Origin of the sequence: Streptomyces melanogenes (assembly GCF_014649795.1) — a bacterium.
Taxonomy (GTDB): Bacteria; Actinomycetota; Actinomycetes; order Streptomycetales; family Streptomycetaceae; genus Streptomyces; species Streptomyces noboritoensis.
In genome coordinates this window covers 148,069-172,155 of record NZ_BMTS01000004.1, presented here as the reverse complement: position 1 = coordinate 172,155, position 24,087 = coordinate 148,069, and the positions used below count along the sequence as shown (strand labels likewise).

Below are 24,087 nucleotides of genomic sequence, written 5' to 3'. Positions count from 1 at the left end.
CCGTTGACGCTCGGACGGCCGGTCCGGTGTCAGCCGTCGGCCGCCTCGTGGACGGCGGCGCGCAGCGCTGCGAGGCTGTGCGGGTTGGCGAGCGTGGAGAGGTCTCCGGGTGCGTCTTGGGTGACGCAGTCGCGGATGAGGCGGCGCATCACCTTGCCGGTGCGGGTCCGGGGCAGTTCGGGCAGGGCGATCACCCGGCTGGGCCGGAAGGCGGGCCCGAGCGCGTCGGCGACGCGCGCGCGGATCCGGTCGGCGTCCGCCGCCGACAGCGTCCCGTGCGCGGGCACCACGAAGCACCACAGCGCCTCGCCCTTCACCGGGTGCGGAATGCCGACCGCCGCCGCCTCGGCCACGGCGGGGTCCCCGAGCGCGGCCTCCTCCACCTCGGCGGGGCCGAGCCGTTTGCCCGCCACCTTCATCACGTCGTCGAGGCGGCCGTGCACGAACCACTCCCCGTCGGATCGGGAGGCGAGGTCGCCGTGGGACCAGCGGCCGGGCCTGCGGCTGAAGTAGGTGTGGGCGAACCGCTCCGGCGCACGCCACAGGCCGCGGGTCATGCCCGGCCAGGACTGGCGCACCACCAGCTCGCCCATCTCGCCCTCGCCGACCTCGGCGCCGTCCGCGTCCTCGATGACCGCGTCGATGCCGAGGCAGGGCCCGGTGAAGCCGCACGGCGTCTGGGGGACGGTGGGCGCGGACGCCAGGAGCGAACCGCCCACCTCCGTACCGCCGCTGATGTTGATGACGGGGCAGCGGCCGCCGCCGACCTCGTGGAAGTACCAGCGCCAGGCGTCCTCGGTCCAGGGCTCGCCGGTGGAGCCGAGGATCCGCAGCCGGGACGCGGCAGCCCCGGGCCCGTCGGTGGTCATCATCGCCCGGGCGAGGCTGGGCGAGCTGCCGAAGACGGTCACCCGGTGGTCGTCCAGGAGCCGCCACAGCCGGTCCGGGCCGGGGTGGTCGACTGCGCCCTCGTACGCGAGGACGCTCGCACCCGCGAGCGTGCAGCCGATGACGACGAGCGCGAACATGATCCAGCCGGGGTCGGTGACCCAGAAGGCCACGTCGTCGGGGCGCACGTCGAGGTTGTAGCGGACCTCGGAGCCGACCTGGACGGGGAATCCGCCATGGGTGTGGACGGCGCCTTTGGGGCGGCCGGTGGTGCCGGACGTGTACAGGAGCAGGAAGGGCGCACCTGCGGGCAGATGGACGGTCTCGGCGGGCTCGGCCTCGGTGAGGGCCCGCCAGGTGGTGGTGGCCGTGCCGGTCGGCTCGTCCGCGACGACCACGAGGTGGCGTACTTCGGGGACCTTCTCCGCCGCCGCGCGGGCGACGGGCAGCATCTCGTACCGCTTGCCGCGCCGGGTCGTCGCCTCGACGGTCACCAGCACCCGCGCCTCGGCGTCGGCGAGCCGGACCGCCAGCGCCTCGGTGCCGAAGCCGGAGAACATCGGGACCAGGACGGCGCCGATGCGGGCGCAGGCGAAGAGCAGCACGAAGGCCTCGGGACCGGGTGGCAGATAGCCCGCCACCCGGTCCCCCTCCCCCACTCCCAGGCCGCGGAGTCCCGTGGCGACCCGGGCGCTCAGCCGCGCCGTCTCGCGGTAGCCGAGTTGTCCCCGCGTGCCGTCCTCGCGCTCCCAGCGCAGGGCGGTCGCGTCCGGGCGGCCGCGGCGCACATGGCGTTCCAGACAGGACTCGACCAGGTTGGTCCGCCCGCCGGGGAACCAGCGCGTGGCGGCGATCCCGCCCCGCCCGTCGCGGGCGCACAGCGGCTGCTCGTGCCAGACGATGCCCATGTCGCGGGCGGCGCTGGACCAGTACCACTCGGGGTCCGCGATGGAGCGGCGCTGCAACTCGCGGTAGCCGTCCAGGCCGTGGGCCCGGCAGAACCGGGCGACGTTGCTGTGCTCGGTCAGCTCCCGGCCGGGGTACCAGGCGTACTCGCCCATCAGCGGGCCTCCGGGTTCTCGATGAGCGCGGCGATGCCCTGGCCGCCGCCGATGCACAGGGCGACGACGGCGAACCGCCCGCCGGTGCGGCGCAGTTCGTGGGCGGCCTTGAGCAGCAGGATCGTGCCCGTCGCGCCGATCGGGTGGCCGAGCGCGATCGCCCCGCCGTTCGGGTTGACCCGGTCGGGGTCCAGTTTGAGGTCGTCGAGTACGGCGAGGACCTGCGCGGCGAACGCCTCGTTGAGCTCGACCACCGCGATGTCGTCGAGGTCGAGCCCGGTGCGCCGCAGCAGCTTCCTGATGGCGCCGGCGGGCGCGAAGCCCATGATCTCCGGCTCCAGCGCGGTGACCACCACATCGCGCAGCAGACACAGCGGGACGGTCCCCGGGCGCAGGTCCGGGACGCGCGTCAGCACCACGGCGGCGGCCCCGTCGTTGAGCCCGGCCGAGTTCCCGGCGGTGACCGTGCCGTCGGGGGCGAACGCCGGGTCGAGCTGGGCGAGCCGTTCCACGGTGGTGCCCGGGCGCGGGTGTTCGTCACGCTCGACCGTGCCGTCCGGGGTGAGCACGGGAACGATCTGCTCGGCGAACCACCCCCGCGCCAGGGCCTCGGCGGCCCGCTGCTGGCTCCGGGCGGCCCAACTGTCCTGGCGGGCCCGGGAGATGGCGAACCGCGCGGCCACGGCCTCACCCGACAGCCCCATCGGGCCGTGCGCGAAGGGGTCGGTGACCAGCGAGAACGTACCGTCGATCCGGGGCTCTCCGGGGAGCTCGTCGGCGGCGCGCTCGCTGTAGTCGAGCAGCGGCTGACGGGTCATCGACTCGTTGCCGCCGGCCACCATGACCTGCGCCTCACCGAGGGCGAGCGTCTGCGCCGCCGACCAGACGGCCTGCAGGCCCGATCCGCACAGCCGGTTGACGTTGTACGCGCGCACCTCGACCGGAAGCCCGGCGGCCAGCGCCGCGCGCCGCGCGTTGAACGCGTCAGGCCCCACCTGGCCGACGCACCCCAGGACGACCTCGTCGACGGCGTGCAGGTCGATGTCCGCCCGCAGCAGCGCCTCCTGGATCACCAGGGCGCCGAGCCGGTGCGCCGGGACCGACCGCAGTGCTCCCTTGAACCGTCCTACGGGCGTGCGCGCCCCGTGGACGACGGCGATGTCGGACAGCATCAGATCCCCCGCTCGTCGAGCCAGTCGAACACCCGCTGGTGGAAGTGGAGGGCCGCGCCCTCCTGGCAGTGCTCGCCGGAGCCGTCGGCGGCGGCGAACCGGATGAGGTCCTTCTCGGCGCGCAGCGCGGCGTGCACCCGCTGCGCCTCACCGCGCGCGACCACGTCGTTCTCGGCGTCCAGGACCAGGGTCGGGCAGGTGATGTGCTCGGCCACGCCGTCGAGGTTGTACGGCATGCAGGCGCGCAGGGCCTCGGCCGGGGTCTTCGCCCCGAACGCCCACATGCCGTGGCGCAGGAACCACCGCAGCTGGGTGCTGTGGGACATGGCCACCGCCAGGGCGGGCCCGGCCACCTCGTCGCGGCTCTCGGCGACCCATTCGGCCAGGTGCGCCGGGATGACCGTCAGGGGCAGCCGGTAGAAGTCGTAGATGCCGTTGTGCAGGACGCAGGCCGCGAAGCGCCGGTCGAAGGCGGCGGCGCGGGCGCCGAGGAGGCCGCCGAAGCTGGTGCCGAAGAGGACGAGCCGGTCGGCGTCGACCCCGGGCAGGGTGAGCGCGTGGTCCACCACGGGGGTGACCACCGCCTCCCAGTCCGGCCGGAAGGCCAGGCCCTGTTCGCGGCGCACCGACTGCTGGCCGGGCCCCTCGAAGGCGAGCACGTGGTAACCGCGCCGCAGGGCGCCCGCGCCGACCATGAAGTACAGCTCCTCGAGCGTGGAGTCGTACCCGCCGTGGTGGATCACGGTCGGCCGGGGCTCGTCCGTGGGTCCGGCGAGGAAGAGGTAGCCGGGCAGGGTCGTGCCCTCGTACGGGATGCGCTGCGGGACGACCGGGGTGTCGAACAGTGCGGCGGCGCGGGCGAACGTCTCGCGCGAGTGCAGGGCGAGCCGGTCCGACTCGCGGTCGTGGTCGCGGTCGTCGAGGCGGAAGAAGTCGGCCGCGCGGTAGTAGTTGGAGGCCCTCAGCAGCGCCTCGCGCGCGCTCACCCGGTGCCCGGCGGCCAGTGCGTCGTCGCCCGCGCGGTGCAGCCGGGCGGCGGTGGCCGACCAGGCGCGGCACCAGGCGGCCTCGTTGCCGTCGGGAACGTCCTCGCAGGTGACGAGCACCTCGCCGAGGTCCGCGCCGCCGCAGGCGGCGTGCCCGGCCGTGCGCAGCGCCTGGAAGGAGAACGCCTTGTCGTCGAAGAGGAACTTCACCGCGGGCCTCCCGCCGAACCACTGAACGGAACGGCACCGTTCCGGCTCGTAGGGCGCGAACGTACACCCGCCGCCTCACGGAACGCAACCGTTCCGTTCCGTGTTAGTCTCCGATCATGGCCAGCCTCCGTGACAGCGAACTGCGGCGTCCGCCCGCCGGTGCCGGCGTACTGCGCGAGTCCGTGACCGAGACGATCCGCCGGGCGATGTTCGAGGAGCTGGCGGAGTCCGGGTACGCGCGGATGTCGATGGAGGCCGTGACCCGCCGCGCGGGCGTCGGCAAGGCGGCGCTCTACCGCCGCTGGCCGTCCAAGGAGGCCATGGTCGTCGAGCTGGTCTCCCAGGCGGCCGCCGCGCACATCCCCACGACGACGGACTCCGGGTCGCTGCACGGCGACGTCGAGCGGTTCCTCCACGAGACCCTGCGGGCGCTGCGGCACCCGCTGGTGGGCCGGATCATCCCCGACCTGCTTGCCGAGTCGGCCCGCAGCGCCTCGCTCCGCGACGCGCTCCACCACGCCGTCCTGGGCCCGCGCCGCGCGGCGGTCGCGACGCTCCTGGACCGCGCGACGGTACGGGGCGAGCTGCCGCCCGACATCGACACCGGCCTGGCCACCGACCTGTTCGGCGCGCCGCTGTACTTCCGCATGCTGGCGGCGGGCGGGCCGACGGACGCCACCTATGTCAGACGGCTGACCCACGCCGTCGTCGCGGCGGTCGCCGCCAGCCGCTGACCGCGGTCGCTCACCCGGGCAGCGCGGCCTCCATGTCGCAGCACCCGCCGCGCCGCATCAGCCGCCCCACCGAGAGCCACTCGTGGTCGGCGTCCGCGTGCCGCTCCGGCTGCTCGAACGCCGCCACCAACTCCTTCGTCTCGTACGGCACTCCGCCCCGCAGCACCGAGACCGTCCGTACCATCGCGGCGAAGTCCTCGAACGGGTCGCCGTCCACCACGGTCAGGTCGGCGAGCTTTCCCGCCTCCACGGTGCCGAGGTGCCGCTCGACGCCGAAGAGGCGGGCCGGGAGCACGGTCGCGGTGCGCAGGGCCGCCGCCGGGGAGAGCCCGCCCTGGTGCAGTGCGCGCAGGCCCAGGTGCAGGGAGAGCCCGACGGGCACGATCGGCGCGTCCGTACCGAGCGCGACCAGGCCACCGGCGGCGAGCACCCGCCGGTAGACGTCGGTCTCCCGGCGCAGTGTGGCCAGTTGGGCCGCCGTGGGCGGCACCCCCGCAGACTGCCGCAGCAGCGCGGAGTCCCACGGCGGCATCACCACGGTGACCCGGGGGTCCGCCGCCAGCCCGGGATCGGCTCCGATCAGCGGCGACGAGGTGAACGGCGTGGCGATGAGCGCGAAGTTGACGCCGCGCGCGGAGTAGACCTCCACCACGTCCTCGTACGCGCGTCCCGAAGCGGTGGTGGCGTGCCCGAACTCGGCGCGCTGGGTGGCTTGCAGATGGGTCGTCAGATCCTGGCCCAGCTGCACGCCGGGCGAGAGCAGATGGCTTCCGGCACGCACCCCGAGCCGCTCGTGCGCGAACCGGGCCGCCTCCTCCATCACCCAACCGGGCGCGCGGACATAGGTCTTGACGAAGTCCCAGTCGAGCGCGGCGCCCCGCTCCAGCGACCGTCGCAGCCCCTCCCTGGTGCGGTGGGCGCGCCCCATGCTGTACGCCACCCGGGACCCGTCGAGCAGCTCCCCCGTGGTGAGCAGCCGGGGCCCGGCGAGCTGCCCGGCGGCCACCGCCTCGCGGATCCGGGCCTGTTCGTACGCGAATCCGCCGAGCGAGACGGCCGTGGTGATCCCATAGGTGAGCTGGCCGACGGTCTGCCGGCCGCCGTAGGAGCTCTGCCACGGGTGGGTGTGCGTGTCCCACAGTCCGGGCACGACCGTCCGCTCCGAGGCGTCGATCCGCCGCAGCGCGCCACGGCCGCCGCGGTGCGGCTCGACGGACGCGATACGCCCGTCCCGTACGACGATGTCGACGTCGCCGCGGACCTGTTCGCCGGTGCCGTCCCACAGCCGCCCGGCGTGCACCACCGTGTCGGCGGGCGCGGGCCGGCGGGCTTCGAGCCGGACCCGGATCGTGCGTGCGGGGCCGCCGTCGACGCCGATGAGCCGCAGGCGCGAACCGGACAGGTACAGCAGCGCCTTCGAGTCCCCGGACCAGGACGGATGGTCGGCGGGTTCGTCGGTCAGGGTGCGCGGCGGGCCCTGCGGGGTGCCGTCGGGGGCGACGGGCAGCAGGCAGAGCGCGGACTCGACGATCACCGCCATCCAGCGCCCGTCGGGCGACCAGACGGGCCCCGAGTCGTACCGGTCGGAGACGCAGACGTGCGGCGCGACCGCGTGGAGGCGGGCGGTGCCGGTCTCCGCGTCGACGACCCGGATGAGATTGTAGCCCTCCCGGAAGCGCGCGTTGAGGCGGTTGCGGTCGCAGAGCGCGATGCGGCGGCCGTCGGGCGACCAGCTGGGGCGGCCGGGCAGCCCGCCGCCGCCGAGGGGCGCCGCAAGCACGCGTTCGGTGCCGGAGGCCAGGTCGCGTACGAGGAGGCGGCCGGTCATGTCCAGGCAGGCGAGCCGCTTCCCGTCGGGCGAGAGCGCCGGGTGCACACGGCCGCCGGTCGCCAGCGCGCGCTCCTCGCCGGTGGCCAGATCTCGACGGTAGACGCCGAGCAGCCCGTCGCGGTCGTCGGCGTACAGCAGCGCCCGCCCGTCGCGCGTCCAGACCGGCCCGAGCAGATAGCGCGTCGGCGCCGACTCGCGCAGCCGCCGGGGCGGCCGGGAGCCCGAAGTGTCCGCCAGCCACAGGGTGTTGAGGGCGGCGAACGCGATGTGGCGCCCGTCGGGCGAGAGCGCGGGCAGATGGACGCCCCGCACCGGCCGTACCCGCCCCTCGCCGAGGTCGTACTCCTTGACCCGGTAGCGCGGCCGCTCCACGGGCAGCGCGCCCTCGAACGGGATCGTCTCCGCCTCCCCCGGCCTCTCGGGCCGTACGAGCGTGAAGCGCCCGTCGACGGTCAGCAGCAGTTCCCCGGCCGCCGTCCAGCGCGGGGGCACCGGCGCGACGTCCCCGGCGACGGCGACCGGCTTGCCGTCGACGACGAGCGTGCAGGAGCCGTTCGGCGCGGCGGTGGTGCGCAGATGGGCGAGCCGACGGCCGTCCGGCGCGAGCGCGGGGCACATGACCTGCGCGGCTTCGCTCTCGGTGTGGACGACGGCGACGGGCCCGGCCCCCTCGGCCGCGACGGCGGCGACGGTCCGCGCCTCCAAGCCGAGCCCCGTGGGGGTGGTGACGACCTTCGCGCGGACGAACAGGATCCGCGCCCCGTCCGGCGACCAGGTGGGGTCGAAGTCCTCCCAGGCACCGTCCTGGAGCGGGCCTTCCTGGCCGGGCAGCCCGGTGTGCTGCGTGAGCCGCCCGGTCCGCAGGTCGAGTACGTGGACGCGGTACGCGCTGCCCGCCACCGGGTCGCCCGCGCGCTCGGACGCGAACGCGATCCGGGTCCCGTCGGGCGACCAGGCCGGTCCCCGGTCGTCCCAGGGCCCGTCGGTGCGCCGCCGCACGTCCGAGCCGTCCGGCCGCACGGTCCACACGTGATAGCCGCCGCCCTCGTAGGCGCAGAAGGCGACGAGTGAGCCATCCGGAGCGTGCACGGGCCGACCGGGTTCCAGGCCCGCCGGGGTGAGCGGCACGGCCTTGCCGCCGTGCCGGGGCAGCGACCACAGCACGCTCTGGACCTCGGCGACCACCGTGTCCCCCGCGGGCGCGAGGCTGGCGGAGCCGTTGGTGGCCGCGCTGAACGACAGCGAGAGCCCCTCGCGCCGGCGGGCCGCCGCCGGGACCGTCCCGACGGCGGTGACGGCCCCCGCCGCACCGGCGGCGGCGAGCAGTTGACGACGGGAGAGGGAGCTCGCGGCGACGCCGCTGGAGTCACGATCCATGCCCCCACACGCTGGCGCACCACGCAGCACGTGGGCAACCGCGCCATTCCGGCCAAACGGGTCGTGCCGAAGCACGGAGTCAGATGCGCCAGGACCGTATCCGGTCGGCCGCGTCGTACGCGTCGGTGTGGCCCGCGTCTATGTCGCGGGCCAGGTCGATGAGGGCGCCGTACGGGGCGTCCAGGCCCTCGCCCGCCGCGTTCATGTACGCGACGACCACCGCCGCGCCGAAGAGCGCGTTGCGGGCGGGCAGGGGGCGCAGCCGGATGATCGCGTGCATCAGCGCACCCGCCCGCCAGGAGTTGTCGACGGTCGCCTCGACCCGGGGCGTGTTGACGCGGTGGCGGCCGACGGCGGCCACCAGGCTGGAGAAGTCGTGGACCGTGGGCTGCTTGGGCAGCACTTCCGTCTGGCGTTCGAGCAGCCAGCGGATGTCGATGTGGAACTCCACCGTCAGGCGGCCCGCCCCGAGGAGTCCCGCTGGTCGGGGGCGTCGTCGGGGAACGCCGCGTCGAAGGCGTCGCCCTGTTCGGCGATGAACGAGCGGAAGACCTCGGCCGCGCCTTCCAGCCGTGGATCGCGCACCGCCTCGTACGCGGCCTGAGTGATGAGCGCCGTCACCGTCGACCCCTCGGCCGCCGCGCGCTCCTTCAGCAGCGCGTGCAGCTGGTCGTCGACCCGGATCGTCACTGACTTGGACATGCTTCGACCGTACAGCAGGCCGTACAGCGCGGAACAGCCTCCGTCGAAACGGTCTCGCGGCCGCCGCATCGGGTCACTCGGGCACCGAGCGGACCACGACCAACGAGCCCTCGTAGGAAAGCTGCTCGCGCAGCGCGCCGAAGCGCGCGTCCCACGCGCCGCTCTCCAGGTCGCGCCGCAGGTCGCGGACGAACCGCTCGCGCACCGGCTCGTCCACGAAGCTCCAGGCGGAGCACGCCTGCCGGGCGCCGGGGTCGAGCAGCGTCTCCGGGCGCGCGTAGTACGCCTCGTTGAAGCCGTCGGTGCAGTCCACCGGGATCGGCACCGGCCGCACCGTCACCCGGCCACCCAGCGCGTCGGCGAGGTCCGCGATCGCCGGGTAGCGGCGGGCCTCGGTGTCGAGGACCTCGGGCGCGTACGCGTACAGCCAGAAGTCGCGCACCAGCTCGGGGTCGCAGGTCAGCACGACGACCGGCCCGCGCGCCACCCGCCGCATCTCCCGCAGCCCCGCCTCCACGTCGCTCCACTGGTGCACGCTGAACGTGGTCATGGCCGCGTCGAAGGCGTCGTCGCCGAAGGGCAGATGCTCGGCCACCGCGTCGATCGCGGGCGGCAGATGCGCGGGCCGCTGGGCGCGCATCGACGCGGACGGCTCGACGCGCGTCACCTCGCGCGCGGTGGACTCGTACGAACCCGCCCCCGCGCCCACGTTCACCACCGTGCGCGCGTCCCCCAGCGCCCGGGAGAGGAACTCCTCGATACGGGGCTCGGGGCGCCGGTGGTCGGCGTAACCGACGCCTATCGTGCCGTAGTCCGCGTCTCCCGCGCTGCCGTCCGCTCTGCGTTCCTTCATGATCCGAACCTAGTGGGTGGCGGCGGACGCGCCCAGGGGCCAAGTCCCGTACGGGATCAGGCGTTCGCCGCGTACCGCCAGAAATCCTGCATCGAGGCGGGCGGCGGAGTCGGCCCGGTCAGCTCCAGTTGCGTGAGCAGGATCGTAGCCGTCCCCGTGGACGGGACGATGTGCGCCGCCGTGCCGGTGCCGCCCAGCCAACCGAACCGGCCCGGCACGTTCCACGGCTCGGCCGTCCCGACGTCGACCGAGCCGCCGAAGCCCCAGCCCTGCCCCTCCAGGAACAGCGTGCTCGCCTCGCGCTGGGCGGGGGTGAGGTGGTCGGTCGTCATCTGCCGTACGGAGTCGGGCGACAGGACGCGGTGGCCGTCGAGCGTGCCGCCCGCGAGCAGCATCCGGGCGAAGGAGTACAGATCATCGACGGTCGAGACGAGCCCGCCCGCCCCGGACGGGAACGCGGGCGGGGTGCTCCACTGCCCGCCCTGCGCGTCCACCAGCTCCAGGCCGCCGGAGTCCGGGGCCCCGGCCCGGTAGTAGCCGGTGAAGCGGCCGAGGTCGGCGGCCGGGACCGCGAACCCGGTGTCGTTCATGCCCAGCGGCTCGAAGATCCGCTCGGCCAGGAACTCGGGCAGCGGCCGCCCGACGGCCCGGGCGATCAGTACGCCCTGGATGTCCGAGCACGCGTTGTACAGCCAGGCCTCGCCCGGCTGGTACAGCAGCGGGATCCGGGCGAGCGCCGCCATCCACGCGTCCGGCGCGGCGACGGACTGCGGCTGCGGCGGCCCCTGGAGCAGCTCGGTGAAGAGCGGGGCGACGGCCGGGAGCGAGAAGTCGGCCGGGAAGCCGTATCCGGCGCGGTAGGTGAGCAGGTCGAACACCGTGATGGGGCGGACGGCCGGGACCACGTCGTCGACGGTGCTCTCCGGCGTACGGACCACGCTGGGCGCGGCCAGCTCCGGCAGCCACCGCGCCACCGGCGCGTCCAGCGCGAGCCTGCCGTCCTCGACCAGCGTCATCACCGCCGCGGAGACGATCGGCTTGGTCAGCGACGCGATCCGGAAGATCGAGTCCCGGGCCATGGTCGTGCCGCCCTCGTCGTCGGTGTGCCCGACGGCCGCCACCTCCACCCGGCCGCCCCGGGCCACCAGGCCCACCGCCCCCGGCGCACAGGCGTCGCCGCCCACGTGCTTCTTGAGGATGTCGTGCAGATCGCTCATCGGCCCACCTTCGGAAGTCGCCAGTCGGTACGCGAAGCCGGAAGGAAGACCGACGGCGGCGCGCAAACTCATCGGTCCCCCACCCGACGGAGTACCGATGAATCGCGCGTTCCTCCGACGTCTATCCGTGATGGACCACACGAACACGGCCTGGTCGCCGGACGGAACGCCCCTCGCCTACGAGTGCGCCGGGGAGGGGCCGCCGGTGATCCTCGTCGGCGGCGCCTTCTGCACCCGGGAGACGCACCGGGAGCTCGCCGGTCTCCTCGCCCCGCGTTTCACCGTGTTCAACTACGACCGCCGAGGCCGTGGCGCCAGCGGGAACACACTCCCGTACGCGGTCGCCCGCGAGGTCGAGGACCTGGCCGCGGTCGTCGCGGCGGCGGGCGGCAGCGCCCTGCTCCACGGGCTCTCCTCGGGCGGCGCCCTGGCGCTGGAGGCCGCGGCGAGCGGGCTGCCGGTGACGGCCGTCGCCGTGTACGAGCCGCCCTACGCCCTGGAGGCCGAGCGGCGGGCGGGCAACCTCCGGTACGGCGAGCAGCTCGCCGCCCTCCTGGCCGCCGAACGGCGGGCGGACGCCGTGGAGTTGTTCCTGACCAGGATCGGCGTGCCCCCGCCCGCGATCGAGCAGTTCCGACTCGCCCCCTTGTGGCCGGGCATGGAGGCGCTGGCCCACACCCTCGCGTACGAGCACGCCGTGCTCGGCGATGCCGCGCTTCCCGTGGAGCGGCTGGCCTCGGTGACCGTCCCGGTGCTCGCGCTGTGCGGCGGGGCGAGCCCGGAGTGGCTGCGCGCCCCGGCCGGCGCGATCGCCGGGGCCGTGCCGGACGGTCGTGCGCTCTCCCTCCCCGGCCAGACGCACGAGTTCTCGGCGCGGGCGCTCGCCCCGGTCCTGGCGGAGTTCTTCGGCGGCGCCCCGCGCATTCTGCCCTGACGTCCTCGCCCACCCCTCCCACCTGCACAGACAGCTAAGATCACGAGGATTTTTCACGAACGGGGAAGGAATGCGACCTGTGCGCGTTTGGGGCAAGGGCATCGCGCTGGCGACCGCGGGGGCGGCGCTCGCGGTGATGCTGGCGGGGTGCGGAAGCGGCGAGTCCGAGCACGAGGGGCCGGAGGGCGGCACGGGCGCGCCCGAACCGGGCGACGACAAAGGAGCCGCGAAGGGCTCCGGCAAAGGGGCGGACGTCCGCGCCGCGTTGACGGCCGCGGCCAGGAAGACCGGCGAGCAGGCCTCGTACAAGACGCTCCAGACGGGGGCGCCGGGCTCGGGCCACTCCGAGATGCTGTTCCAGAAGGCGCCGTCCGCGAGCGTCATCAAGTCGTGGACCAAGCCGTCCTCGGCCAATCCGAGCGGCTTCAGCCAGGTGATCTCGCTCGGCGGGAAGACCTACGTCCACACGGACGAGGTGCCCGGCAAGAGCTGGTACACGATGGACGACACCGCGTACGCGGGCCGCGACAAGGGCTCCGGCGAGTCGCGGGCGGCGGGATACGTGCCCGAGTTCGCGGGCGCGCTCGCCGCGTCCCCGTCCACCCGGCGCGTGGGCGAGGAGCGGGTCGGCGGGCGTCCGGCCGACCACTACCGGGGCACGGTCGTCGTGGACGAGCTGGCCGCGTACAACGGACCCGCCATCGACAAGGGCGTCCGCGACAGCTATGTCGCGAGCACCCGGCGGCAGGGCATGAGCTCGGTCGTCATCGACCTGTGGGTCGGCAAGGACGGGCTCGTCCTCAAGTCGCGGGAGGAGGGCCGGGGTTCGAAGGGGCCGGAGCTGGTCGTCGAGGAGTACTCGGACTTCGGCGCGGTGCCGGCGATCACACCGCCTCCGGCGAACACCGTGGCCACCTGGAAGGAGTTCATCGACGGCATCTCGCAGCGGTCGTAGGACTACGCGCGCGTGAGGGGTGCCGCCGTGGCCCGGCGGCACCCCCCTGTCGTCGCGTAGGGAATGCGGTCAGCGGTTGAAGACGCTGGTGCGGCTCCCTTCGACGGCCGCCGTGCCGTCCAGCGGGGTCTGGTTCGCGAGTCCGCACAGCTGCGCGGGGGTCAGGCCCGCCAGCGCCTTGAAGTCGCGGTTCAGATGCGCCTGGTCGTAGTAGCCGCACGCCGCCGCGAGTTCGGCGAGCGACCCGTGCGAGCCGTACGGCAGCGTCAGCGCGCGCTGGAACCGCAGGATCCGGGCGACGGACTGTATCGGCAGCCCGATCTGCTCCCGGAAGAGCACCTGCAGCCGTCGGCTGCCGCGGCCGGTGACCCCGGCCAGTTCACCCAGCGTCATCCCGCCGTGGCGCGCGCTCAGTCTGCTCCACGCCTCGGCCACCACGGGCGACGGCACGGGGCCGTCGGCCAGCAGGCTCGCCAGGGCGTCGTCGAGGACCATCCAGCGCGCCTCCCAGTCGGGTGCCTCGGCGAGCCGCTGGGTCAGCCGCTCCGTCCACCTCTTGCCCAGCAACTCGTCCGGGTGCACGGTCTCGTTCGCCAGGTTGTGCATGGATATGCCCAGGCACATATAGGCGCCGAGCGGCGTGAAATCCACTTCGACGGCCTGTCCGGAGCCCCGGTAGCCGCCGAGGACGGGTGACGTCCGCAGACCTCCGACCAGCGAGTACCACGTGTCGCCCGCCGCCCCGCTCTCGCCGGGGCCGAACAGGTGCAGCGGGTCGCCCCAGCCGACGATCAGCGTCACCGTGGCGGCCGGCAGGGTCAGCCTGGCGGGCATCCCTCCCGGTGTGCGCCGCCCCCGGTACTTGACCACCTGACCCCGCAACCAGTCAGGTGCCGCTCGTTCCACATTCTCCCCTCGGTCTTCGGTAATCAAGGATGCTTTGGCCTCCACCTGCAACCCTCTCCTCACCATGCGCGTGTTCCGCCGACCGGAATCCGGCAAGGCAGTGCGCCTTCTTACAAGACCAGCGGTCGGCCTCGGAGGCAGTCTGTGATGGCAGAGGTGGTGAAGGCCAGGAACGGACGAACCCCTGGCCGAATATCGGCCATCGCTCGATGCCGGGCGCATATGCCCCTGGTCTCAGACCAGTCGAGCGGCGGTACGACGGGCCCGGCGAGGCCGGCACGGGCCGGTCCGCTTTCCTGTTGTCACCCGCTCACGGGGGTGGCGGGTGACAACAGGAAAGCGGACCGGGGACGACAAGCGGAACCGGACGGCGAGCCTCGGCGTCCCTCCGGGCATCCGCACGATCACCCTCTGCACACGGGAGGACCCCTCCATGGCCGGAACGGCTGCCCGCTACCTCTACCTCGCACGCCACGGCGAGGCACTGCCCGACGAGAGCGGACTGACGGAGAACGGGCGCCGCCAGGCCGTCCTGCTCGGCCGCCGGCTCCGGGAGAGCCCGCTCGCCGCGGTGCTCCACAGCCCGCTCGCGCGTGCGGCCGAGACCGCGCACCTGATCCACGGCGAGCTCGACGGCGTCCCCATGGAGCCGTCGGAGCTGGCCGGGGACTACATCCCGTACGTGCCTCGCAAGGAGGAACTCCCGCCCGAGTACGCCGATTCGATGCTCGACCGGCTCGCGCAGTTCCCGGCCGAGATGAGCGAGCTGGGGCGGAAGCTGGCGCCCGCCGCGCTGGAGCGGTTCGCCCGGCCCGTGGACGGCGACGAGCCGCGCCACGAGCTGGTCGTCACCCACAACTTCCTGATCGGCTGGCTGGTGCGGGCCGCGCTCGACGGCCCGAAGTGGCGCTGGCAGGGGCTCCAGCACGCCAACGCGGCCCTGACGGTGATCCGGTACGCGCCCGACCGCCCCGCCTCCGTCGTCTTCTTCAACGACATGGGGCATCTGCCCGCGGAACTGCGCTGGACCGGCTTCCCGCCGGAGTTCCGCGTCTGAGCGGTGTCCCGCGAGGCTCAGCGCGCCGTCGCCGACGGCGAGTGCGCGCAGGTCGGCCCGGGGCGCCGACACCGTCTGCCTATGATCGTTGGAGGCGTTCGATCGAGGTGCTGGTCGAACGCGACCGCACACGACCACGGAGGCTGAACGGGCATGGCTGAGCGACAGGTTGTCATCGTCACCGGAGGCGGTACGGGAATCGGCGCTGCCACCGCACGGCTGCTCACCGGCGCCGGACACACGGTCGTCGTGTCCGGGCGCCGCCCCGAGCCCCTGCGCGAGATCGCCGAGGAGACCGGCGCGCTCGCCCACCCCTGCGACATCGGCGACCCGGAGGCCGTGCAGGGCCTGGTGGACGCCACGCTCGCGGCGTACGGCCGCCTGGACGGCCTGGTGCTGAACGCCGGGACCGGGCGCAGCGGGGCCGTCGGCGACACCTCGGTGCAGGACTGGGACCTGGTGATGCGCACCAACCTCACCGGCCCGTTCCTGCTGCTGCGCAGCGCGCTGCCGCAGCTGGTCGAAGCCCGCGGGTCCGTGGTCGCGGTCGCCTCGGTGTCCGCGCTGCGCAACGGTGTCGGCAACGCCGCGTACGCCACCTCGAAGGCCGCGCTGCTCCAGCTGTGCCGCTCCCTCGCGGTCGACTACGGGCCGAAGGGGCTGCGCGCCAACACGGTGTGCCCGAGCTGGGTGCGCACGGAGATGGCCGACCGGCGCATGGCACGGTTCGCCGAGGAGGCGGGCCTCGCGGACGTCGACGCGGCGTACGAGACCGCCACCCGGCTGCTGCCCGCCCAGCGCCCGGGCGAGCCGCGCGAGGTCGCCGAGGCCATCGCGTGGCTGCTCTCCCCCGCGGCCTCGTTCGTCAACGGCGCGACGCTGACCATCGACGGCGGGGCGACGGCGCTCGACCTCGGGACCGTGCCCTTCGGGTTCCACGTCGAGCGCCGCGAGGACACGACCGGCTGAGAGCAGGCTTGGCGTCTCGTCAGGCAAGGCCGGTGAGGAGCTCCTCGCGGCTGTTGACGCCCGTCTTGCGGTAGATCGCCTTGAGGTGGTCGTTGACCGTGTGCGGCGACAGGTCGAGCCGCCGGGCGATGTGCTTGGTGGGCAGGCCCTGGAGCACTTCCTGCATGACGGTCCGCTCCCTGGTGGTGATCCCGTACCAGACGGAGACGGCGGGCAGCAGCAGGCGCCCCGGGGCCGGTTGGATCGTGACGGCCACCGCGCCCGGCTCCGGGCCTTCGAGCAGTTGGCCGTGGAGCGCGATCCAGCCGTCCCGGGTGGGGACGCGGCTCAGCGCCTGCCCGCCCGCGCGCCGGGCGAGGTGGGCGATGTTCCAGACGGTGGCGGTCAGGTCCCGCTCGTCCACCGAGGAGGCGACGGGGGCCAGCAGCCGCATCCACTCGTGCGCCGAGGGCGTCGCGGAGGCGACCTTGTCGTCGGCGCCGACGACCGCGACGCCGGGCGAGAGGCTGTAGCGCGACGGCCGCAGCGGCGCACGGGCAACGAACCGTTTCAGCGCGGCGGCGAGCGGCTCGGCGAGCGTCTGCGCATGGGCCGCCTCGGCTGTCGAGAAGGGCCTGCCGCCCCTCTCCCGTACGAGGATGAGGCCGCCCCAGGCGACGCGCGCGTGGGTGAGCCCGATGCGCATCTCGCCGCCGAAGCCCTCGGGGACGCTGACGTTGTGCAGCCGCACGCGGTGGCGGTATCCGGCTCTGACCACACCGGTCTTGGCGGGGCCCGCGACGAGCCGTTCGAAGGGGTGGCGCTCGGCTCCGGCGGCGTCGTCGAGCGCCATCCGGCGCGCGGCCGCCTCGCTGTAGTCGTGTTCCTCGGTGAACAGACAGCTGGCTCTGTTCAGCGGGTCGAGCCCGGCCAGCATGTACCCGTCGTGCGGCACGATCCGCCCCAGCTCGTCCGAGAGCGCCCGGCCGAGATCCGGCACGGTCACCGCGTCCGCCGCTTCGGCCGACAGGGCCCGAAAGATCGCTTCAACTCCCCCGGTCACCCCACGAGCGTAGCCCGTGGCCGTCGTGCGATCGCGGCAATTTCCGCCCGTCCATGGTCACTTGGCCAAAATGCGCTCGACGGGCCGCACGTCAACCCCCAGTTCTTGGGATTCCGGACAATCCACGGCCGGAGCACAGTCGTTGAGCCGAGTGCGCCGCACCGCTCCCCATGAACCGCGCCACTGTTCCCCGTGTTTCCAGGTGCTCCAGGACATGAAGGAGAAGGCCGTGACCGATCAGTCTCAGACGCGCCGAGGCGTCATCAGGGCCGCCGGTGGTGCGGCCCTGGCCGCCGGGGCGATGGCGCTCGGCGCGCCCGCGGCGCAAGCCGCCCCGCACCACGGCACCAAGTCCGCACCGGCGGTGCCGCCCGGCGCCGCCGCCCACAACGAAGCGAGGGCCGCCATGGGGCTGCCGATCCCGGACGAGGTAACCGCCTACCAGAACAACTGGAGATTCTGCAATTACTGCTTCGGCCTCTGGTGGAACGGCGCCCCGACCAACGGCGCCTGCCCCTCCAGGAACTCGCCCGACGGCCAGCACCACGGCCCCGGCAGCTGGAACTTCATCCTGCCGGCGAACCCGGCCGAGCACATCTGACATCGGACCCCCCTCAGAAAAGAGGGCGGCGGCACGGCCAGTCATGGCCGTGCCGCCGCCCGGGTTCAGGGCCCCGAGACCAGGTTCACCACGTTGTTGGAGGAATTGGCGGTCCCTCCGTTGTTGTTGATGACGTGGTTGATCGTTCCGGTGCCGCCGAGCGAGACCGTCACCATGTCGTGGAAGCGGACGCCCGCCGCGCTCGGCGCCTCGAAGGCGCGCTCGGCCACCACCGACGGGTTGGCGTTGAAGAAGCAGTAGCTGCCGAGCCCCCACGCCTCGTGGCTGGTCACCGAGCTCGCGACCTTGTACGCGTCGTAGCCCCGGGTCGCACCGTTCATCCACGCGGACTGGTTCGGCGGGTCGTACGGCATCTCGTTCTGGAAGAAGTACGTACGGCCGCCGTTGCCGTTCCAGATCACCTGGTGCTGCTGGTAGTGCTCGACGAACAGGCCGTACATCGTCACGTCGGTGCCGTTGACGACCAGCCCGTTCGCGGCCGTGTTGCTGGTCCAGCCGACGCCGCTGCCGTGGTCGGCGCGCCACAGCCACATGTGGTCGCCGATGACGTCCGAGCTGTCGACCACCAGGCTCTGGGTGGCCCTGCCGACGCCCGCGCCGCCGATGCGGAAGAAGACGTCGTGCAGCGAGGTCGGGTCGGCGGTGTGCCGGGCGGTCGCGCCCGGGGTGCCCACCCGCATCAGGAGCGCGGAGTTGGTGGACCCGGCGTCGATGAGCAGTCCGGCGACCTTCACCCCGTCGACGTCCGCGACGTTCATCGCGGTGATGCCGTTGTCCGGGACCAGGGTGGCCAGGCCCAGGCCGAGCACCACGGTGTCCGGGCGGTTCACCGCGAGGGTCTGGTTCAGGTGGTAGACGCCCGGTGTGAACAGCAGGTTCTTGCCCTGGGCCAGCGCGCCGTTGATGTCCGCCGCCGTGGCGCCGGGCTTGACGACGTAGAACTGGTCGATGGGCAGCGAGGTGCCCGCGGGCGTGCCGTTCGCCCAGGTCGTGCCCTGGGCCGCGGTGCGCAGCGCGGGCACGAACACCTTGTACGCGCCCGCCGCGTCCACGTACAGGAACGGCTTCTCACGGATCACGGCGCTCTGCGCGACCGTGGTGTAGGGGGGGCTGGGGAAGGTGTTGGCCGGGGCGTTGGTGTCGCCGACGAAGACCATGTTCCAGTTCGAGCCGTTCCAGCTGCCCCACTGGCTGTTGCGCGAGAGCCACTGCTGCTGCGAACCGGAGCGCACCTGGCCGTCGATCTTGGAGTCGGCCATGAACCCGCCGCTCGACCAGCCGCCGTCGTCCAGCTGGAGGTTTCCGCGTACGTGCATACGGCGGTACGGGGCGGCCTGCGAGACGGCCCACCGGTCGCTGCCGCCGCCCGGGTTGACCGACAGGTTCTCGGCGGAGCGCCAGAAGTTCTGGGTGGCGTTGCCCTGGAACCAGTCGGCCTCGGCGTGCACGGCGCCGTTGATGGTCACCGCGTCCGGCGACAGACCGAGCCCGGCCACCTGGGTGTAGAAGCCGACATTGGCGTCCACGTTGTAGCTGCCCGGCTTGAAGAGCAGGGCGTAGCGCTGGGCGCCGAACTGGTTGGACTCCTGCTGGCCGAAGACCTGGTTGAGCCTGCTCTGGATGGTGGCCGAGGACATCGACGGGTCGAAAACCGACACGTTGGGGCCGAGGTCGGGGTTGCCGCCGCTCGGCGGCTGGGAGTCGACGGGGCTCACGTTGAAGGACTGGGCCGCGCTGCCGTTGCACGCGTACTGCTGCAGGCGCGCCCCGTCGGCCGTCGAGGCGCCCGGGACGTCGAGGCACTTGCCGCTGTTGCGGTTGACGAAGTGGTACGTCCCGGCGGCCTCCTCGACGGGCTTCCACTGCTGGTTGGCGCCGCCGCCGTACGTCCAGAGCTGGATCGGCGCGCCGTCGGCGGCGGAGACGTCGGTGACGTCCCAGGTCTTGGTGGCGTCGTTGCGGTTGTCGACTCTCACATAGCCGTCGGCGGTGGCCTCGAACCGCCACTGCTGTGCGGTGGTCGCGTTGCAGGCGTACTGCTGGACGGCGGTGCCGTCGGCGGTACCGGCCGAGGCCGCGTCCACGCACTTGCCGCTGTGCTGGGCGGACACGGTGACCCACCCGGTCGGCAGGGGCGCGGCTTCGGCCCTGGGGGCGGTAAGGGCACCGGTGGTCACGGAGGCGACGAGCGCGCCGACGGCCACCAGTGAGGCGGTTCTGCCACGCGCGCTCCGACGGTCGGGCGGAGTGGGGGTTGCGGGAATGGTCATGGCCTCACCCTTTCTTCAAGGCGTGAAGTTAGGGGTCCTCCATGGACACGTCAAGGGTTCAGACCTCGAACGCCTGGTCCGAACCAAGGGCTTGACAAGCTGTTAGCTCACCACTTAAGTCACGCAGTGAAATAAGAGGATCCCTCTAAGGTGTAGACCAATTCAGCGCCATCCTGGAGAGCTTGCGTTCAATAAGTGAACGCATATTGCGCGCTTTCCGTCAACACTACGCATTCCTTGAAGGGATGATCGGCGAGCAGACCGCATAGGGGCTTACGAACCCGCTCCACCCGTCTGAGCTGCGAGAGCGCAATTCCACTTCTCGTCAAATTGACGAACCATCAGCAATTGTCCAGAGAAGCAAAAAGCAGCCGTAAGCCCGATTCACCCCGTATTGCGGGGCAGATTAAGCCCGTCCGGCCCGTATCCGAAAATTCCGTTGTCATCTCGTTAAGGGCTAACTTCTTGACGGCATCGCAAGGGCAGGGTTGGCTTCCAGCCACCTCGGCCGAAATTTATGCGGCCATGTCAGGGAGGTTGTTTTTAAGTGAGCACGCGTACCGGCCGTGGAGCGATGACCGTGGGTGTCGTCGCGATGGCCGTCACCCTCGCCGCATGCGGCGGCGGGAGCAAGTCCGGCGACGGGTCCGACGGGGCCGCCAAGAAGAAGGACCTCAAGATAGGTCTACTGCTGCCGGAGAAGCAGGCTGCTCGCTACGAGAAGTCGGACAAACCGCTGATCGAGAAGATGGTCGGCGAGCTGACCAGCGGCAAGGGCCAGGTCGTCTACGCGAACGCGGAGCAGGACGCGGCGCGGCAGAACCAGCAGGTCGACGACATGATCGCCAAGAAGGTCGACGCGCTCATCATCGACGCGGTGGACTCCAAGGCCATCGGCGGCGCCGTGGAGCGGGCCAAGACCGCGGGCATCCCGGTCGTCGCCTTCGACCGGCTCGCCGAGGGCCCGGTCGACGCGTACGTCTCGTTCGACAACGAGGACGTCGGCCATGTGCAGGCCAGGGCCCTGCTGGACAACCTCGGCGAGAAGGCCAAGGACGGCCAGATCGTGATGATGAACGGCGCCCGCACCGACCCGAACGCCGCCCAGTTCAAGAAGGGCGCGCACGCCGAGCTGGACGGCAAGGTGAACATCGGGAAGGAGTACGACACCAAGGAGTGGAAGCCGGAGAACGCCGCGGCCAACATGCGCACCGCGATCTCGGCCCTCGGCAAGAACAAGATCATCGGTGTCTACTCCGCCAACGACGGCATGGCCGGCGGCGTCATCGAGGCCCTCAAGGCCGCTGGTGTCTCCAAGCTGCCGCCGATCACCGGCCAGGACACCGAACTCGCCGGGGTCCAGCGCATCGTGGCGGGTGAGCAGTACATGAGCGTCTACAAGCCGTACGCGGAGGAGAGCCCGATCGCCGCGCAGATGGCGGTCGCGCTGGCCAAGGGGCAGAGCCTCATCTCCATCGCCAACTCCAAGACCAACAGCCCGACCAAGAGCGACATCCCCACCGCGCTCGTCCCGGTCGTCGCCGTGATCAAGGAGAACATCCGCTCCACCGTCGTCAGCGACGGCCTCTACACGATCGACGAGATCTGCACGGCCAAGTACAAGGCCGCGTGCAAGTCCGCCGGGCTGACGGGCTGATGTAACGGCCGCAGCCGCACCTCACGACCGTAAAGACCTCTGCCCGGCCCGCGTGACGCGGGCCGGGCAGAGGTCTTCTTCCGTCGTTGCGAGGCTCCGGGCCTCAGCCGCCGAACGCCCCCTTGGGCGGGCGGCGCAGCCGGGGCTCCGGGCGCGCCGCGCCGGAGCCGCACGGCTCGAAGCCGAACGGCGCCAGCAGTTCGGCCTGGAAGGACGCGGGAGCCGTCGCGTAGGCCGGCAGGGACGCGTCGTCCACGATGCGCAGAACCGGATCCAGGACGGCTTCGAGGGCCGCCGGGTGCGCGGTCGGGGCGATACCGACGGCCGCGAGCAGCCAGTGGTCCTCCTCGCCCGGTATCCGTCCGTCGTGGTCGCGCGCGGGCATCAGGGTCGGCCGGAGCCCGTGCAGCCGCAGCAGGGCTCTGTGCTCCTCCTCGTCGATGGAGACGCCCGGCGGGATCCACACCGCCGCCGCCTCGGGCGCTCCGGAGCCCGTTTCGGCGACCCACACCTTGCCGGTCTCCAGACCGAAGTGCGCGAGGATGAGCCGGAGTTGGGCCTGTGAGGCCGAGACGAGAGCGGCGGTCTCGGGCGGCAGCCCGTGATCGCCGGAGAGCAGGCGGACTATCGCGTTCACATCCTGCAGGGACGCACGCCGAGCGCTGACCCTGTGCGCAAAGGTGAGGGCCATAAGCCGTGCCTTTCGCTGTGGTGCGTGAGGACGACTGTGGCCTCACGCACCTCTTTGGCTTCTCTTTACCGAGGCTACCCGCCCAAGGGTAAGGGCATCGTATGAATCGGGGACCCCCCAGCCGACCGGGAATTGTGCGCCGAAGGAGGCGCCCGGGGCGTGCGGCGGTGCCTGGGCGCCGTCGCCGCTCGCCCCGAACCGGTCGAGGCGGGCCGGGCCGCTTCTCCCCGCGTCTGTCCGCATCCCCGTTCGAGCCTGGCCGCCTTCCTTGGCCCCCCGTTCCGACCTGCGGCGACGGACGCCCGGACAGGCATGGCGTCACTCCTGCGCCACCCTCCATGCCAGCACTGGCGCCATTTCCGGCGCCATTCACCCCTTCGAGGGACTTGCTGTGGCGCCACAGTGGTGCCACTCTGGCGTCATGGACCTTACGCCCTACGTCGACAACCTCCGCCATGAGCTCGCGATCGCCGCGGACGCGGGCGGGGACGAAGCCCGTGCGCTGGCGGAGCGACTGACCACCCCGCTGGAGTCGGCCGTCCGGCTCACGCTGCTCAACGCGCTGTCCGCGGCCACGGACGAGATCACCCGGGAGCTCGCCCCGGGCTCGGTCGACGTACGGCTGCGGGGGCTCGACCCCGAGTTCGTGGTCAGCACGCCACCGGGTCTGGAGGCGTACGAACAGAGCGAGCGGCGGGAGAGCGCGCCCGGCGGGGTGCGGGCGCCCTTGGCCCCGGCTCCGGCGGACGGCGACGACGGCGGCACTGCGCGGATCAACTTCCGGCTGCCCGCGCACCTCAAGGCGCGCGTGGAGGACGCGGCGGGACAGGAGGGCCTCTCGGTCAACGCGTGGCTGGTCCGGGCCGTGGCCACGGCCCTGGAGCCCGGCGACGGCGGCTCCGGCCCGGGCCCAGGCCCCACCCGCAGCCGCCACCGGGGCGGCCAGGGCTTCACGGGCTGGGTGCGCTGAGCGCTCCGCCGGAAGTGGGGGTGCGATCGGGCGGCAACCACTTCATCTTCATCCTTCGCCCGCCCCGACCGGCGGGACCACACCAGAGCCAAGAGGACGGGACAGCCATGCCACGCTTCGACACGCCCCAACCGATCTCCGTGATCCTCGAATTCGACATCGGCACGGCCCGGATCAGCGCGGGCAAGCGCACCGACACGGTCGTCGAGGTGCTCCCCCGCGACGGCGCCGCCGAGGCCGACGTACGGACCGCCCAGCAGACGCAGGTGACGTACGCGGGCGGCAAGCTGGTGGTCAAGGGCCCCAAGAAGCGCTCCCTGTTCAGCCGGAGCGGGTCGCTCGACATCAGCATCGAGCTCCCGGCCGGCTCCCGGCTCCAAGGGACCGCGCCGGTCGGGGACTTCGTCACCGAGGGCCTGCTCGGCGACTGCGCCCTCAAGGCCTCGGCCGGTGACATCCAGGTCGAGCACGGGGCGGCCGTCCAGCTGAAGACCGGCCACGGCGACATCCGGCTGGGCAGCGCGAGCGGGGACGTCGACGTCGCCGGGTCCGGCCGGGTGGAGATCGGTGAGGTGGCGGGCACCGCCACGGTGAAGAACGTCAACGGCGAGACCACCATCGGCGAAGTCACCGGTGACGTACGGGCCAACGCGTCCAACGGCCGCATCTCGCTCGGCGTCGCCCACGCCGGAGTCGACGCCAAGGCCGCGAACGGCGGCATCCGGGTCGCCGACGTCAGGCGCGGCCAGATCGTGCTGATGACGGGGATAGGAGACCTGGAAGTCGGGATCCGCGAGTCCACCGCCGCCTGGCTCGACGTGAACACCCGGATGGGCATCGTCCGCAACTCCCTCAGCACCGCCGACGGGCCCGGCGCGGAGGAGCACACGGTCGAGGTGCGCGCGCGGACCGGGCTCGGCGACATCGTGATCCGCCGCGCCTGACCGTCGGCCGGGCCGTACCCGGCCCACCACACCGAGGGG

Annotated in this window: 21 protein-coding genes; 9 read left to right on the top strand and 12 right to left on the bottom strand. The window is 72.7% G+C overall.

What is annotated here, in order from left to right; translation table 11 throughout:
• Positions 1-29: 29 nt before the first annotated feature.
• The 3 genes from IE252_RS10795 to IE252_RS10785 are packed head-to-tail and all read right to left on the bottom strand — an operon-like array spanning position 30 to position 4,317.
• Entirely contained in the window at positions 30-1,949 is a 1,920-nt protein-coding gene (locus tag IE252_RS10795; protein WP_190089133.1) for an AMP-binding protein, read from the bottom strand.
• A complete protein-coding gene (locus IE252_RS10790) occupies positions 1,949-3,121 on the bottom strand; it encodes a thiolase family protein (protein ID WP_190089132.1) in 1,173 nt (390 codons plus the stop codon). The genes IE252_RS10795 and IE252_RS10790 overlap by 1 nt, the downstream gene beginning before the upstream one ends.
• Positions 3,121-4,317 (bottom strand): alpha/beta hydrolase family protein, encoded by a 1,197-nt coding sequence (locus IE252_RS10785; protein WP_190089131.1) that lies wholly within the window; start codon positions 4,315-4,317, stop codon positions 3,121-3,123. The genes IE252_RS10790 and IE252_RS10785 overlap by 1 nt, the downstream gene beginning before the upstream one ends.
• 116 nt (positions 4,318-4,433) lie before the next feature.
• Between IE252_RS10785 and IE252_RS10780 the strand changes: the two genes are divergently transcribed.
• The gene (locus tag IE252_RS10780; RefSeq protein ID WP_190089130.1) at positions 4,434-5,051 is read left to right on the top strand and encodes a TetR/AcrR family transcriptional regulator; all 618 of its coding nucleotides are present in this window, start codon (positions 4,434-4,436) and stop codon (positions 5,049-5,051) included.
• A 10-nt stretch (positions 5,052-5,061) separates the two neighbouring features.
• Here IE252_RS10780 and IE252_RS10775 read toward each other — a convergent pair whose 3' ends face one another.
• The 5 genes from IE252_RS10775 to IE252_RS10755 form a co-directional block, all read right to left on the bottom strand.
• Positions 5,062-8,259 (bottom strand): amidohydrolase family protein, encoded by a 3,198-nt coding sequence (locus IE252_RS10775; RefSeq protein ID WP_190089129.1) that lies wholly within the window; start codon positions 8,257-8,259, stop codon positions 5,062-5,064.
• Between the two features lie 79 nt (positions 8,260-8,338).
• Positions 8,339-8,710, bottom strand: a complete 372-nt coding sequence (locus tag IE252_RS10770) for a toxin Doc (protein WP_079126386.1) — start codon at positions 8,708-8,710, stop codon at positions 8,339-8,341.
• A 2-nt stretch (positions 8,711-8,712) separates the two neighbouring features.
• Entirely contained in the window at positions 8,713-8,961 is a 249-nt protein-coding gene (locus IE252_RS10765; RefSeq protein WP_190089128.1) for a ribbon-helix-helix protein, CopG family, read from the bottom strand.
• A gap of 73 nt (positions 8,962-9,034) precedes the next feature.
• Complete coding sequence (locus IE252_RS10760; RefSeq protein WP_190089127.1) at positions 9,035-9,814, bottom strand: class I SAM-dependent methyltransferase; 780 nt, start codon at positions 9,812-9,814, stop codon at positions 9,035-9,037.
• 56 nt (positions 9,815-9,870) lie between these two features.
• Complete coding sequence (locus tag IE252_RS10755) at positions 9,871-11,031, bottom strand: serine hydrolase domain-containing protein (protein WP_190089126.1); 1,161 nt, start codon at positions 11,029-11,031, stop codon at positions 9,871-9,873.
• A gap of 130 nt (positions 11,032-11,161) precedes the next feature.
• Here IE252_RS10755 and IE252_RS10750 point away from each other — a divergent pair, with 130 nt between their 5' ends.
• On the top strand, positions 11,162-11,965 hold the full coding sequence (locus IE252_RS10750; RefSeq protein WP_190089416.1) for an alpha/beta fold hydrolase: 804 nt from the start codon (positions 11,162-11,164) through the stop codon (positions 11,963-11,965).
• 79 nt (positions 11,966-12,044) lie between these two features.
• Positions 12,045-12,920 carry an SCO4651 family lipoprotein gene (locus IE252_RS10745; protein WP_190089125.1) on the top strand — a complete coding sequence of 292 codons (876 nt, stop codon included), beginning with the start codon at positions 12,045-12,047 and terminating at the stop codon, positions 12,918-12,920.
• A 69-nt stretch (positions 12,921-12,989) separates the two neighbouring features.
• On the opposite strand, the gene IE252_RS10740 is transcribed toward IE252_RS10745, so the two are convergent.
• Entirely contained in the window at positions 12,990-13,754 is a 765-nt protein-coding gene (locus IE252_RS10740; RefSeq protein ID WP_190089124.1) for a helix-turn-helix domain-containing protein, read from the bottom strand.
• Positions 13,755-14,259: 505 nt separating this feature from the next.
• Here IE252_RS10740 and IE252_RS10735 point away from each other — a divergent pair.
• A complete protein-coding gene (locus tag IE252_RS10735; RefSeq protein ID WP_190089123.1) occupies positions 14,260-14,883 on the top strand; it encodes a histidine phosphatase family protein in 624 nt (207 codons plus the stop codon).
• Positions 14,884-15,036: 153 nt separating this feature from the next.
• On the top strand, positions 15,037-15,852 hold the full coding sequence (locus IE252_RS10730) for an SDR family NAD(P)-dependent oxidoreductase (protein ID WP_190089122.1): 816 nt from the start codon (positions 15,037-15,039) through the stop codon (positions 15,850-15,852).
• Positions 15,853-15,871: 19 nt separating this feature from the next.
• Here the strand turns inward: IE252_RS10730 and IE252_RS10725 are convergent, their stop codons facing one another.
• Positions 15,872-16,894, bottom strand: a complete 1,023-nt coding sequence (locus IE252_RS10725) for a helix-turn-helix transcriptional regulator (RefSeq protein ID WP_190089121.1) — start codon at positions 16,892-16,894, stop codon at positions 15,872-15,874.
• Positions 16,895-17,123: 229 nt separating this feature from the next.
• Between IE252_RS10725 and IE252_RS10720 the strand changes: the two genes are divergently transcribed.
• Positions 17,124-17,495 (top strand): hypothetical protein, encoded by a 372-nt coding sequence (locus IE252_RS10720; protein WP_190089120.1) that lies wholly within the window; start codon positions 17,124-17,126, stop codon positions 17,493-17,495.
• A 65-nt stretch (positions 17,496-17,560) separates the two neighbouring features.
• Here the strand turns inward: IE252_RS10720 and IE252_RS10715 are convergent, their stop codons facing one another.
• Entirely contained in the window at positions 17,561-19,786 is a 2,226-nt protein-coding gene (locus IE252_RS10715; protein ID WP_190089119.1) for an RICIN domain-containing protein, read from the bottom strand.
• Positions 19,787-20,381: 595 nt separating this feature from the next.
• On the opposite strand from IE252_RS10715, the gene IE252_RS10710 reads away from it, so the two are divergent.
• On the top strand, positions 20,382-21,443 hold the full coding sequence (locus tag IE252_RS10710; protein ID WP_190089415.1) for a sugar ABC transporter substrate-binding protein: 1,062 nt from the start codon (positions 20,382-20,384) through the stop codon (positions 21,441-21,443).
• 103 nt (positions 21,444-21,546) lie between these two features.
• Here the strand turns inward: IE252_RS10710 and IE252_RS10705 are convergent, their stop codons facing one another.
• The gene (locus IE252_RS10705; protein ID WP_190089118.1) at positions 21,547-22,080 is read right to left on the bottom strand and encodes a hypothetical protein; all 534 of its coding nucleotides are present in this window, start codon (positions 22,078-22,080) and stop codon (positions 21,547-21,549) included.
• Between the two features lie 475 nt (positions 22,081-22,555).
• Between IE252_RS10705 and IE252_RS10700 the strand changes: the two genes are divergently transcribed.
• The gene (locus IE252_RS10700) at positions 22,556-23,104 is read left to right on the top strand and encodes a hypothetical protein (protein ID WP_190089117.1); all 549 of its coding nucleotides are present in this window, start codon (positions 22,556-22,558) and stop codon (positions 23,102-23,104) included.
• A gap of 107 nt (positions 23,105-23,211) precedes the next feature.
• Positions 23,212-24,048, top strand: coding sequence for a DUF4097 family beta strand repeat-containing protein (locus tag IE252_RS10695; RefSeq protein ID WP_190089116.1), 837 nt, complete (start codon positions 23,212-23,214; stop codon positions 24,046-24,048).
• Positions 24,049-24,087: the final 39 nt, after the last annotated feature.

Bases quoted from the DNA above. Each gene is read 5' to 3' on its own strand.
- IE252_RS10795 (WP_190089133.1), bottom strand. From the start codon at position 1,949: ATGGGCGAGTACGCCTGGTACCCCGGCCGGGAGCTGACCGAGCACAGC.
- IE252_RS10790 (WP_190089132.1), bottom strand. From the start codon at position 3,121: ATGCTGTCCGACATCGCCGTCGTCCACGGGGCGCGCACGCCCGTAGGA.
- IE252_RS10780 (WP_190089130.1), top strand. From the start codon at position 4,434: ATGGCCAGCCTCCGTGACAGCGAACTGCGGCGTCCGCCCGCCGGTGCC.
- IE252_RS10775 (WP_190089129.1), bottom strand. From the start codon at position 8,259: ATGGATCGTGACTCCAGCGGCGTCGCCGCGAGCTCCCTCTCCCGTCGT.
- IE252_RS10765 (WP_190089128.1), bottom strand. From the start codon at position 8,961: ATGTCCAAGTCAGTGACGATCCGGGTCGACGACCAGCTGCACGCGCTG.
- IE252_RS10760 (WP_190089127.1), bottom strand. From the start codon at position 9,814: ATGAAGGAACGCAGAGCGGACGGCAGCGCGGGAGACGCGGACTACGGC.
- IE252_RS10755 (WP_190089126.1), bottom strand. From the start codon at position 11,031: ATGAGCGATCTGCACGACATCCTCAAGAAGCACGTGGGCGGCGACGCC.
- IE252_RS10750 (WP_190089416.1), top strand. From the start codon at position 11,162: ATGGACCACACGAACACGGCCTGGTCGCCGGACGGAACGCCCCTCGCC.
- IE252_RS10740 (WP_190089124.1), bottom strand. From the start codon at position 13,754: ATGCCCGCCAGGCTGACCCTGCCGGCCGCCACGGTGACGCTGATCGTC.
- IE252_RS10735 (WP_190089123.1), top strand. From the start codon at position 14,260: ATGGCCGGAACGGCTGCCCGCTACCTCTACCTCGCACGCCACGGCGAG.
- IE252_RS10730 (WP_190089122.1), top strand. From the start codon at position 15,037: ATGGCTGAGCGACAGGTTGTCATCGTCACCGGAGGCGGTACGGGAATC.
- IE252_RS10715 (WP_190089119.1), bottom strand. From the start codon at position 19,786: ATGACCATTCCCGCAACCCCCACTCCGCCCGACCGTCGGAGCGCGCGT.
- IE252_RS10710 (WP_190089415.1), top strand. From the start codon at position 20,382: ATGGCCGTCACCCTCGCCGCATGCGGCGGCGGGAGCAAGTCCGGCGAC.
- IE252_RS10700 (WP_190089117.1), top strand. From the start codon at position 22,556: ATGGACCTTACGCCCTACGTCGACAACCTCCGCCATGAGCTCGCGATC.
- IE252_RS10695 (WP_190089116.1), top strand. From the start codon at position 23,212: ATGCCACGCTTCGACACGCCCCAACCGATCTCCGTGATCCTCGAATTC.